This window comes from Microbacterium sp. Bi128, from assembly GCF_918698205.1.
The window spans coordinates 1-10,497 of the sequence record NZ_CAKKMM010000125.1 but is presented as its reverse complement, the minus strand read 5'-3'; the positions used below and the strand labels follow the sequence as shown (position 1 = coordinate 10,497).

Annotated in this window: 12 protein-coding genes and 1 pseudogene; 10 read left to right on the top strand and 3 right to left on the bottom strand. The window is 72.0% G+C overall.

Going from position 1 to position 10,497, the window contains the following annotated elements; translation table 11 throughout:
* The 4 genes from LQV45_RS11120 to LQV45_RS11105 all read left to right on the top strand — a co-directional run.
* Positions 1 to 931, top strand: a 931-nt coding sequence (locus tag LQV45_RS11120; RefSeq protein WP_230007075.1) for an FAD-dependent oxidoreductase, incomplete at its 5' end; no start/stop codon positions are given.
* A gap of 117 nt (positions 932 to 1,048) precedes the next feature.
* On the top strand, positions 1,049 to 1,450 hold the full coding sequence (locus LQV45_RS11115) for a hypothetical protein (RefSeq protein WP_230007074.1): 402 nt from the start codon (positions 1,049 to 1,051) through the stop codon (positions 1,448 to 1,450).
* Between the two features lie 3 nt (positions 1,451 to 1,453).
* Positions 1,454 to 1,864 carry a phage holin family protein gene (locus LQV45_RS11110; RefSeq protein ID WP_230007073.1) on the top strand — a complete coding sequence of 137 codons (411 nt, stop codon included), beginning with the start codon at positions 1,454 to 1,456 and terminating at the stop codon, positions 1,862 to 1,864.
* Positions 1,854 to 2,111 carry a hypothetical protein gene (locus LQV45_RS11105; protein ID WP_230007072.1) on the top strand — a complete coding sequence of 86 codons (258 nt, stop codon included), beginning with the start codon at positions 1,854 to 1,856 and terminating at the stop codon, positions 2,109 to 2,111. Before LQV45_RS11110 ends, LQV45_RS11105 begins: the two co-directional genes overlap by 11 nt.
* Before the next feature lie 91 nt (positions 2,112 to 2,202).
* Here LQV45_RS11105 and LQV45_RS11100 read toward each other — a convergent pair whose 3' ends face one another.
* Entirely contained in the window at positions 2,203 to 2,991 is a 789-nt protein-coding gene (locus tag LQV45_RS11100) for a DUF4239 domain-containing protein (protein WP_230007071.1), read from the bottom strand.
* Positions 2,992 to 3,129: 138 nt separating this feature from the next.
* Between LQV45_RS11100 and hemQ the strand changes: the two genes are divergently transcribed.
* From hemQ to cofD, 6 genes are all read left to right on the top strand, one after another.
* The gene (gene hemQ, locus LQV45_RS11095; protein WP_230007070.1) at positions 3,130 to 3,801 is read left to right on the top strand and encodes a hydrogen peroxide-dependent heme synthase; all 672 of its coding nucleotides are present in this window, start codon (positions 3,130 to 3,132) and stop codon (positions 3,799 to 3,801) included.
* Positions 3,798 to 4,796 carry a hydroxymethylbilane synthase gene (gene hemC, locus LQV45_RS11090; RefSeq protein ID WP_230007069.1) on the top strand — a complete coding sequence of 333 codons (999 nt, stop codon included), beginning with the start codon at positions 3,798 to 3,800 and terminating at the stop codon, positions 4,794 to 4,796. The genes hemQ and hemC overlap by 4 nt, the downstream gene beginning before the upstream one ends.
* A complete protein-coding gene (locus LQV45_RS11085) occupies positions 4,793 to 5,596 on the top strand; it encodes a uroporphyrinogen-III synthase (RefSeq protein ID WP_230007068.1) in 804 nt (267 codons plus the stop codon). Before hemC ends, LQV45_RS11085 begins: the two co-directional genes overlap by 4 nt.
* On the top strand, positions 5,593 to 6,576 hold the full coding sequence (gene hemB, locus LQV45_RS11080; protein ID WP_230007067.1) for a porphobilinogen synthase: 984 nt from the start codon (positions 5,593 to 5,595) through the stop codon (positions 6,574 to 6,576). The genes LQV45_RS11085 and hemB overlap by 4 nt, the downstream gene beginning before the upstream one ends.
* A gap of 97 nt (positions 6,577 to 6,673) precedes the next feature.
* Positions 6,674 to 8,014, top strand: a complete 1,341-nt coding sequence (gene hemL, locus LQV45_RS11075; protein WP_230007066.1) for a glutamate-1-semialdehyde 2,1-aminomutase — start codon at positions 6,674 to 6,676, stop codon at positions 8,012 to 8,014.
* Positions 8,015 to 8,386: 372 nt separating this feature from the next.
* On the top strand, positions 8,387 to 9,352 hold the full coding sequence (cofD, locus tag LQV45_RS11070; protein ID WP_230007065.1) for a 2-phospho-L-lactate transferase: 966 nt from the start codon (positions 8,387 to 8,389) through the stop codon (positions 9,350 to 9,352).
* 39 nt (positions 9,353 to 9,391) lie between these two features.
* On the opposite strand, the gene cofC is transcribed toward cofD, so the two are convergent.
* Together cofC and LQV45_RS11060 are read right to left on the bottom strand one after the other, a co-directional pair.
* Positions 9,392 to 10,030, bottom strand: a complete 639-nt coding sequence (gene cofC, locus LQV45_RS11065) for a 2-phospho-L-lactate guanylyltransferase (RefSeq protein ID WP_230007064.1) — start codon at positions 10,028 to 10,030, stop codon at positions 9,392 to 9,394.
* 134 nt (positions 10,031 to 10,164) lie between these two features.
* Positions 10,165 to 10,497, bottom strand: a pseudogene (locus LQV45_RS11060) (F420-dependent glucose-6-phosphate dehydrogenase); the annotation flags it as partial.

The window sequence follows — 10,497 nt, the reverse complement described above, 5'->3', positions numbered from 1 at the left end:
CGCGGCTCCCGGTCTCAATGCCGCCCTCACCCGCACCGGCTCGCTGGGCGGAGCGGTCGCCGACCTGCGCGCCGCGCGCGCGACCGCGTCACCCGTGGACGCCCCGGCCTCCGATGTCCCGGTCGTGGCCGGAACCGCCCCGCGCACACCGGCGCCCGGCGGCGCCGTCGAAGGCATCGTCGGGGGCATGTCGCGACTCGTCGACGCCCTCGTCGCGCGCCTGACCGAGCTCGGGGTCGACCTGCGGACCGGCGTCCCGGTCGAGGGCATCTCGCGGGTCGACGACGCGTGGCACGTGCAGGTCGCGGGCGAAGAGCCCCTGCCGGCCGACGCGGTCATCGTCGCGCTCCCGGAAGTCACGGCGCGCGCGCTCCTCGCGCCGGTCGTGCCGAGCCTGGACCGCACCGAGCCCGTCGCGCCCGTGGTCGACGTCGTCACTCTCGTCGTGCACGCCCCCGCTCTCGACTCCGCTCCGCGCGGAACCGGCGTGCTCACGGTCCCGGGCAGCCACGTCGCGAAGGCCCTCACACACTCGACCGCGAAGTGGGACTGGGTCCGGGATGCCAGCGAGCCCGGCATCCACGTCGTCCGCGTGTCTTTCGGGGCTCAGGGCGAAGAGCCCGCGACGGCGGCGCTCGACGACGATGCGGCCGGCGCTCTCGCACTGTCCGAGGCTTCGGCGCTGCTGGGCGTCACCCTCGAGCCCGCTTCGCTGCGGGCGTCCCACCGCGTGCGCTACGTGCAGTCGCAGCCCGGTGCCGCGATCGGGCGCGCGGCGCAGACCGCCGCCGCGCGCGGCGCGGTGCGCGCCGTCCCGGGGCTCGGGGCCACGGGTGCCTGGCTGTCGGGAACGGGTCTGGCGCAGGTGATTCCGGACGCGCGCGCCGAAGCCGACCGGGTGCGCAGCGCGGCCCTGTGGCGCCGCGGCTGAGCCCGTCGTGCGATGATCGTCGGCTCCTGTCACGGGGATGTCAAGGGTGGATGCCGTAATGGGAATACATGACTATCGTGAGAGTCGACCAGCACTGATCGAGCGTGAGGAGACCCCATGAGGGGCAAAGCAGCACTCGTCGTCGGACTCGTGGCGGGCTACGTGCTCGGAGCACGCGCCGGCCGCGAACGGTACGAGCAGATCAAGGCGCAGGCCGAGAAGGTCTGGGAACAGCCCGTCGTCCAGGGGCAGGTCGAGAAGGTGAAGGCGTTCGGCGTCTCCGCGCTCAAGTCCGTCCCCGGTGTGGTGTGGAAGGGTGCGAAGTCCGTCACCGGCGCCGCATCGCAGTCCGGCACCGTCTCCGAGCGCGCCGAGCGCGCCGGCCGTGCCGCGAAGGCGTCGGCGAGCGAGGTCGCCGACGCGGTCGAGGACTCCGTCGACGACGCGCAGAGCGCCGAGAAGAGCGCGACCACGCGTGCGCGGGCGAACAAGAGCAGCTCCGCGTCGTCGGAGAGCTGACGCATGACCACTCCCCGCGGTTTCCGCGATCGCGCCGACGACAGTCTGTTCACCCTGCTCGGTGACATCCCCGAGCTCGTGCGCAACCTCGTCGTCGCCGAGATCAACGGCGCCAAGGCCTGGGCGCAGAGGACGGCCAAGGACGCCGGTATCGGCGCGGGATGGTTCGTCGGCGCGCTCATCGTCGTCTTCTGGGCCGTGCCGGTCTTCTTCGCCTTCGTCATCGCCGGGCTGTCGTCCTGGTGGCCCGTGTGGCTGTCGGCGCTCGTCGTCTTCGGCGTGATGATCGTGATCACCGCGATCCTGGCGCTGTTGGGATACCTGCGCTTCAAGAAGCTCTCGATGCGCGAGAACCCCGGTCAGGCCATCGCCGAAGACGTCCGCATCGTGAAGGAGGCTGGCGATGAGTATTGAGCGTCCCGTTCCCGTTCCGCGCACCGCGGTGCCGTTGGGGATCACCGACCCCGTCCAAGAGGCGCGCGCCGAACTGAAGGCTGCCCTCGCGGCCATCGAGGTCAAGGCCAACGTCCCGCGCCGTGTGAGCGATGCCGTCGACATCCGCGTCGCCGAGGTGCGCGAGGCGGCTCGACGCAACCCCGCCGCTGCGGCCGCCGCCGTCGCCGGAGTCGCGGCCGCGGTGGGCCTGACGGTCTGGGCCTGACGCCGCCGTCCCGGCATCCGCTTTCCCGAACGCCCACGTTCCGCGGGTTCGTCCCGAACGTGGGCGTTCGCGCGCCCGCCGCGCGCCCGCGTCAGGGCTCATTGACGAACAGGCCGTCGAGGAGGTCCTGGAAGTACTCGGGCGTCACGGCGATCGGCCCCGCGTAGGCATGGTCGAAACCGGCGATCGCGTAGAGCAGCAGACCGACGAACAGGGCGAGCATCCCCGCCATGAGGAGATGGACGCGGAGGTTTCGCACCTCGATGAGCGCGATGAGGACCGCGTTGAGCACCGCCCCGACGCCCAACACGATCCACAGCACGTTCGGCAGCGCCAGCGTGGTCAGCGCGATGCGCTCGCGCCGGTTCTCCACCAGGAGCTGGAACTGGTTCAGCGACTGCTCGACGTACAGGGCCTCTGCCGTGGTCGTCGGCTTCACCTCGACGATCGCCTGCTGCATCGCCGTGACGTTGGCATCCGTCTCGAGCGGGATCTCCCATCGCGCCTGCATCGGCCAGTCCACGTCGATGACGTTGCGCGTGTACGCGATGATCTGCCGCTGCAGTTCGGTGGATTGCGGCTCTGGCAGGATCGCCGCCGTCCGGTAGAGGGATGCCAGCGACGACGACTCGTCCAGCACGATGTCGTCGATCTCGGTGAAGTTGCCGTAGGCGGCGGCGGCGATGAGCGCGAGGGTCACGCCGTAGAAGACGCCGTACGCGCCGACGGCGTAGCTGAGGACCCGGTCCCACTCCTCACCCTGGGGCGCGACCTTCCGCACCCACCGGCGCAGCACCAGCAGGACCGCGCACGATCCGCCGACGACGAGCGCGATGAACAGCGGCAGCCCTACCGCCATGGGGAGTTGGTACAGCCACATCGGGCAACCCTTCCGGACGACATCCCCCGATGCCGTCGTCGCACAGTACCAACGGCGTGGTGTCCTCGGCGGGCGCCGGTGCTTCACCGGCGAGTCAACGGGTTTGGATGCCCGCGCCCGCAGGACGAGACTTGACCCATGGCCCACGATGAATCCTCCTCCGTGTACACCCTGTGGGCGGTCCTCCGCCGTGACCCCGAGAATCCGGTCACCGCGGTCGACGCCACCGAGCTCGCCGACCTCACCGCTCTCATCGAGGCCGACGGGGTCACCGTGCGCGGGTTCTACGACGTCAGCGGTCTGCGTGCGGACGCCGACCTCATGATCTGGCTGCACGGCGAAGACCCCCAGGCCCTGCAGCGCGACCTGCGGCGCCTGCGCCGCACCGAACTGCTGAAGAACCTGCTGCCCACCTGGAACGCGATGGGCGTGCACCGCGACGCCGAGTTCAACCGTTCGCACGTGCCGGGGTTCCTCCGCGGCATCGACGCGAAGGACTGGCTCTGCCTGTACCCCTTCGTGCGCAGCTACGAGTGGTACCTGCTGCCCGAGGCCGAGCGCCGCGAGATGCTCATCGAGCACGGCAAGAAGGGGTCGCAGTACACCGGTGTGATCGCCAACACCGTGGCATCCTTCGCCCTCGGCGACTACGAGTGGCTGCTCCCGATGGAGTCCGACGACCTCACTGACCTCGTCGACATGATGCGCGACCTGCGCTACACCGAGGCGCGCCGTCACGTCCGCGAAGAGGTGCCGTTCTACACCGGGCGTCGCGTCACCCTCGACGAGATCCCCGAGATCCTCCAGTGAGTGCCCCCCTGCGCCTGGGGACGCGGCGCAGTGCGCTGGCGATGGCGCAGTCGCAGATGGTCGCCGACGCGGTGGCCGAGGCATCCGGCCGCGCGGTCGAGCTCGTCCCCATCGTGTCGGAGGGCGACGTCAACCGTGCCTCGCTGTCGCAGCTCGGCGGTCGCGGGGTGTTCGCGAACGGCCTGCGCGAGGCGCTCGCCGCCGACCGGTGCGACTTCCTGGTGCACTCGCTCAAGGACCTGCCCACGGCGCAGCCCGACGGCCTGGTGATCGCCGCGACCCCGCCGCGTGAGGACGCTCGCGACGTCGTGGTGACCCGCGACGGCACGCCGCTGTCGGCGCTCCCGGCCGGGGCCCGCGTGGGAACGGGGTCGCCTCGCCGTATCGCCCAGGCTCTGCGTCACAACCCCGGGCTCGACGTCCACGACATCCGCGGCAACGTCGACTCGCGCCTCGCCCGCGTGCGCGACGGAGAGTTGGATGCCGTCATCCTCGCCGCCGCGGGCATCTCGCGGCTCGGCGGCGACCTGGGCGGCCTCGAGGCCGAGTACCTGGGGCTGGCCGAGTGGCCGACGGCACCGGGGCAGGGATCGCTCGCCGTCGAGACGCGCACCGACATCGACCCCGAGATCCTCGCGGCGCTCGCGGCGCTCGACGACGCCGACACTCGCGTCGAGATCACGGCCGAGCGGACGGTGCTGTCGGTGCTGGATGCCGGATGCCATGCGCCCGTCGGCACGCACGCGTCGCTCGTCGACGGCGATCTGCGTCTGCGTGCGATCGTGTACGCGCTGGACGGTACGCATCGGATCGGTATCGATCGGACCGTGCGCGTGGGGCCGGGGTATGCTCGGGAAACGGGCAGTGGCAATGGTGCGAATGCTGCCGACGACGGGGGACCCATCGCGCGTGCGTCGCGTGCGGGCCAAGAAGCCGCGCGTCGGTTGCTCGAACGTGGGGCGGCCGACCTGGTACCACGAGAGTCGACCACATGAATGAAGGCCATCGGCACACGCCGACCTCAGAAAAGCCGCTCGCCGGCTGGCGCGTTCTCGTGCCCCGCGGCGGCCCGTGGGGTGACGGCGTCGCCGCCAGCCTCCGTCAGCGCGGAGCCGTCCCGGTCATCGCGCCGCTGATCAACTTCGCGCCGACCAACGATCAAGCCACCCTCGAGCAGTCGCTCGCCGACCTGGCCGCCGGACAGTTCGATTGGCTCACGCTCACCAGCGCGACCACGGTCGACGTGCTCTACGCCTACCGCGCGGAGATCCCCGCGTCGACGAAGGTCGCCGCCGTCGGCGAGACCACCGCCGCGGCCATGCAGGCCGTGGGGTACCACGTCGACCTCGTCCCCGACCGCGACAACTCGGCCCAGGGCATGGCCGAGCAGATGATCGCGCTCGAGACCGAGCCCCGAAAGGTCCTGACGCTCCGCAGCGAGATCGCCAAGCCGGTGCTCACCCGGCTGCTGATCGAAGCCGGTCACCACGTCCGCAGCGTCGTGGCGTATCGCACGGTCGGTGTCCCCGTCACCGACAAGATCGCGACGGACGTCCACTCGGGCCGGATCAACGCGATCCTCGTCACCAGCGGCTCGGTCGCCGAACAGGTGGTCGAGCAGTTCCCCGAGATTCCGGCATCCACCGTCATCGCCGCGATCGGACCGCGCACCGCGAAGGATGCCAAGCGCGCGGGACTGAACGTCGATGTCATCGCCGAGACGCAGACGGTCGATTCGTTGATCGACGCCGTCGCCCGCTTCACCGTCACCCCGGAGTCCGAGAACACCGAATGAGCTTTCCCGAGTACCGCCCGCGGCGTCTGCGCCGCACCCCCGCCGTCCGCCGCCTGGCCCGCGAGACGCACCTCGTGCCGTCGCAGCTCGTGCTCCCGCTGTTCGTGCGCGAGGGCATCTCGGAGCAGGTGCCGGTGAGTTCGATGCCGGGCGTCGTGCAGCACTCGCTCGACACGCTGCGCCGCACCGTGGCCGAGGCCGCCGCCGCTCGTATCGGCGGTGTCATGCTGTTCGGCGTGCCCGCCGAGCGCGACGCGGTGGGGTCGGGCGCCGACGACCCGAACGGCATCCTGAACGTCGCGACCGAGGCCGTCGTGTCCGAGGTCGGCGACGCGCTGGTCGTGCAGACCGACCTGTGCCTCGACGAGTTCACCGACCACGGTCACTGCGGCGTGCTGCGCGCCGACGGCGCGGTCGACAACGACGCGACCCTCGAGCGGTACACCGCGATGGGACTCGCCCAGGCGCGAGCGGGGTCGGCGATGCTCGGGCTGTCCGGCATGATGGACGGCCAGGTCGGCGCCGTGCGTGCGGCGCTGGATGCCGAGGGCTTCACCGACACCCTGCTGCTGGCGTACTCGGCGAAGTACGCCGGGGCGTTCTACGGTCCGTTCCGCGAGGCGGTGGACTCGCAGCTGAAGGGCGACCGCCGCTCGTACCAGCTCGACCCCGGCAACGGCCGCGAGGGCGTGCGCGAAGCGGTGCTCGACGTCGAGGAAGGCGCCGACGTCGTGATGGTCAAGCCCGCGCTGCCGTACCTCGACGTCCTCGCCGACGTGCGCGCCGCCGTCGACGTGCCGGTGTGGGCGTACCAGGTGTCGGGCGAGTACGCGATGGTCGAGGCCGCCGCGGCCCACGGCTGGATCGACCGCCGCGGCGCGATCCTCGAGAGCCTGCTCGGCATCCGCCGCGCCGGCGCCGACGCGATCCTGACCTACTGGGCCCTCGAGGCCGCGCACTGGCTCCGCGCCGACCTCTGATCTTCTTCGCGTGAGGGGTCAAGAACTGTCGCTTGGTTTCCTCCGCGGCGACACTTTCTGACCCCTCACGCGCGACGCGGCGGGGAGAATGGGACGTATGACAGACCTCAACGACCAGTGGTTCGCGCGCGCCAAGGACGTCATTCCGGGCGGCGTGAACTCGCCGGTACGGGCGTACGGATCGGTCGGCGGGACGCCGCGGTTCGTGCAGTCGGCGACCGGTGCCCGGATCACGGATGCCACGGGTCGCGAGTACGTCGACCTCGTCGCCTCGTGGGGTCCGGCCCTGCTCGGCCACGCGCACCCCGAGGTCGTCGGGGCCGTGCAGTCGGCGGCATCCCGGGGTCTGTCGTTCGGCGCGCCGACGGGAGCCGAGGTCGAGCTCGCCGACCTCATCGCCCACCGCGTGCAGGTCGGCGATCTGGCTCCGGTCGAGAAGGTGCGCCTCGTGTCGACCGGCACCGAGGCCACGATGACGGCGATCCGTCTCGCCCGCGGCGTCACCGGCCGCGACCTGCTCATCAAGTTCGCCGGGCACTACCACGGGCACTCCGACGGGCTGCTGGCCGCCGCCGGATCGGGCGTCGCGACGCTCGCCCTCCCGGGCTCGGCCGGGGTTCCCGCGCCGATCGCCGCGCAGACGCTCGTACTGCCCTACAACGACCTCGACGCGGTACGCGAGGCCTTCGCGGTGCACCGCGAGAACATCGCCGCGATCATCGTCGAGGCCGCCTCCGCGAACATGGGCGTCGTCCCGCCGCTGCCCGGCTTCAACGCCGCTATCGCCGACATCGCGCACAGCCACGGCGCGCTGCTGATCATGGACGAGGTGCTCACCGGATTCCGCGTGCACCCCGCCGGGTTCTGGGGCCTGCAGGCCTCGCAGGGCGAGACGTACCTGCCCGACATCCTGACGTTCGGCAAGGTCGTCGGCGGAGGGATGCCGCTGGCCGCCCTCGGCGGTCGCGCCGACGTCATGGACCACCTTGCGCCCCTCGGCCCGGTATACCAGGCGGGCACGCTGTCGGGGAACCCGCTGTCGGTCGCGGCGGGCCTCGCGACTCTGCGGCTGGCGACGCCCGAGGTGTACGCCGCCGTCGACGCCTCGGCCGGGCGGATCGCCGATGCCCTCGACGCCGCGCTGACCGAGGCGGGCGTCGTTCACACCGTGCCGCGCGCCGGATCGCTCTTCGGTGTCGCGTTCCTGCCCGAGGTGCCGCGCGACTACGCCACGGCGCTGACGCAGCAGTCGTGGCGGTACGCCCCGTTCTTCCACGCGATGCTGGATGCCGGTGTCTCGCTGCCCCCGAGCGTGTTCGAGGCCTGGTTCCTCACCGCCGCGCACGACGACGAGGCGCTTGAGCGTGTGCTGGAGGCGCTGCCGGGAGCGGCCCGGGCCGCGGCGACGGCGGCCGACCCGACGCTGCTCGCGCAGTAGCCGCCGGGGTCGGGGCTCGGGCCGTCGCTTGCGTCGTGCACAACTCCGGCGTGAGCGGGGCGTGGGCTGGCGTGGCCCGCGGAATTCCGCGGGCGGTGGCGGGGCGGGCGCTTGAGGTGCAGGAGTTGTGCCCGGTGGCCCGGTGGCCCGGTGTGCCGGTGCGGGGTGCGGCGTCTGGAGCTGCCGGAGCGACGTGCGGCAGCGGCGGACGGCGACGCACAACTCCTGAAGAACGGCGGCGTGGCCCACGGAATTCCGCGGGTGGTGGCAGAGCGGGCGCTCGAGGTGCAGGAGTTGTGCCCGGCGCGCCGGTCACGGGGTCGAGCGCCTCCGGACGCATCGCGCCGCCCCGGGCGGTGGAAGACTGGACGGATGCCACATCCTCAGCCTCGCGTCGTCGTCCTCGCCGGCGGTGTCGGCGGATCGAAGTTCACCCTCGGTGTGCGCGCCGCCCTGCGACGGCTCGGGGCGCCCGAGGCGACCGTCGTGGTCAACACCGGCGACGACCTGTGGCTCTCGGGCGTGCGGCTGCAGCCCGACGTCGACTCGATCACATATGCGCTCGCCGGGGTCAACGACACCGTGCGCGGCTGGGGTCGCGCGGGCGACACCGAGCGCGTCAATGAGGAGTTGCAGGCGTGGGGCGCCGGATGGCCGTGGTTCACGCTCGGCGACCTCGACCTCGGCACCCACCTCGCGCGCACCGGCTGGTTGCGCGCGGGTCTCACCCCGACCGAGGTCCTCGGTCGGATGGCGGAGCGGTGGCCGCTCGGCATCCATCTGCTCCCGATGACGGACAGCGAGGTCGACACGCACGTGCACGTCGAGGACGGTCGGCGCCTGCACTTCCAGGAGTGGTGGACGCGCTACCGCGCCGCCCTGACACCGACCCGGTTCGAGAACCCCGGGATCGCGGATGCCGTGCCCGCCCCCGGCGTCGTCGAGGCGATCGCGCAGGCCGACGTGGTGCTGCTGGCCCCGTCGAACCCCGTCGTCTCGATCGGTCCGATCCTCGCGGTTCCTGGTATTCGGGAGGCGCTGAAGTCCACGACGGCGCGGGTCGTCGGTGTCTCACCGATCATCGGGGGACGGGTCGTGCGCGGCATGGCCGACGTGTGCCTCACGGCGATCGGGGTCGAGACCTCGGCCGCCGCCGTCGCGCGACACTATGGCGCGCGGTCGGCGGACGGTCTGCTCGACGCGTGGCTGCTCGCCGAGGAGGACGCTGCCGCGGCTCCCGAGGTGGAGTCGGCGGGGATCCGCGCCGTCGTCGCGCCGCTGTGGATGAGCGACGAAGACGCGTCGGCGGCGATCGCGGAGGTGGCGCTGGGGGCGTAGGGCGCCGCCCCCACATCCGTCGAATCCGGGCGCGCCGCGTCAGGCCGCAGCCGCCGCCAGCACCGCAGTCGTCCGCGGTCCGACGCCGAGCGCCACGGCCTCGGCGAGCTGCGCGGCGGTGTCGACGTCGCGGCGCAGGGTCGACCCGCGCGGAACCGCGAGGTCGGTGCACCCCAGCAGCCGGTGCCGGGCTGCGGAGTCGGCGCCGAAAGCAGACACCCACACCGCGCCGGGTCGGGCGGTGATGAGGGTGGAGCCGGTGCCCTCGGCATCCGGGACCAGTCCCCGCTCGACATGGCCGGCGAGTTCGAGCGTGGCGTCGAGATCGTGCGGCGTCAGCGCGGGAAGGTCGCCCAGCAGCGCCGCGCGGGGCGCGCCCTGACCGGCGGTGGCGGCACCCAGCGCGATCGCGGCGTCGAGGCCGCGCACGTCGCCCTCGGCGATCACGTCGACCGCGGGCCAGGTCGACACCAGGGCCGAGACCTCGGCGTCATCCGTCACGACGAGCACGTGCGAGACCCGCGGGGTCGCCGCGGCGGCGGCGATCGTGTCGATCGCGATCGCTCTGGCCAGGGCCTCGCGGTCGGCTGTCACGGCGGTCAGCCGCGTCTTGCCCAGGGCGGCGGGCTTCACCGGTACGACGATCGTCCACCCGTCGCGGACCTCAGGAATGCTCATCAACTCCATTGTGTGCCGAACTCCCGAGTTCTCTGCTCAGGGTGGCGTTTTCGGTGCGAATGGGGCAGGGCGCGCCCGATTCTCAGGAGTTCGGCCCGCCGCGTCCCAGCACCCACCGCCCTGGACGCCGCGCCTCAGGCGAACCGCGCCCGCAACCTCGGCAGCACCTCGGCGCCGTACGTGCGCAGGAACTCCTCCTGGTCGTGGCCGGGGTCGTGGAACACGAGGTGACGGAACCCGAGGTCGACGTAGTGTGCGATGCGCTCGACGTGCTCGTCGATGTCGGTCGAGACGATGAAGCGGGATGCCGCCCGCTCGATCGGCAGCTCGTCGGCGAGGCGCTGCATCTCGAGCGGGTCGTGCACGCTCATCTTCTCTTCGGCCGAGAGGGCCAGGGGCGCCCAGAAGCGCGTCTTCTCGAGGGCGGTCTGGTGGTCGGGGTGGTACGAGACCTTGACCTCCATGAG

Coding starts and splice junctions, on each gene's coding strand:
- LQV45_RS11115 (WP_230007074.1), top strand. CDS start 1,049: ATGAGGGGCAAAGCAGCACTCGTCGTCGGACTCGTGGCGGGCTACGTG.
- LQV45_RS11110 (WP_230007073.1), top strand. CDS start 1,454: ATGACCACTCCCCGCGGTTTCCGCGATCGCGCCGACGACAGTCTGTTC.
- LQV45_RS11105 (WP_230007072.1), top strand. CDS start 1,854: ATGAGTATTGAGCGTCCCGTTCCCGTTCCGCGCACCGCGGTGCCGTTG.
- LQV45_RS11100 (WP_230007071.1), bottom strand. CDS start 2,991: ATGTGGCTGTACCAACTCCCCATGGCGGTAGGGCTGCCGCTGTTCATC.
- hemQ (WP_230007070.1), top strand. CDS start 3,130: ATGGCCCACGATGAATCCTCCTCCGTGTACACCCTGTGGGCGGTCCTC.
- LQV45_RS11085 (WP_230007068.1), top strand. CDS start 4,793: ATGAATGAAGGCCATCGGCACACGCCGACCTCAGAAAAGCCGCTCGCC.
- hemB (WP_230007067.1), top strand. CDS start 5,593: ATGAGCTTTCCCGAGTACCGCCCGCGGCGTCTGCGCCGCACCCCCGCC.
- hemL (WP_230007066.1), top strand. CDS start 6,674: ATGACAGACCTCAACGACCAGTGGTTCGCGCGCGCCAAGGACGTCATT.
- cofD (WP_230007065.1), top strand. CDS start 8,387: ATGCCACATCCTCAGCCTCGCGTCGTCGTCCTCGCCGGCGGTGTCGGC.
- cofC (WP_230007064.1), bottom strand. CDS start 10,030: ATGAGCATTCCTGAGGTCCGCGACGGGTGGACGATCGTCGTACCGGTG.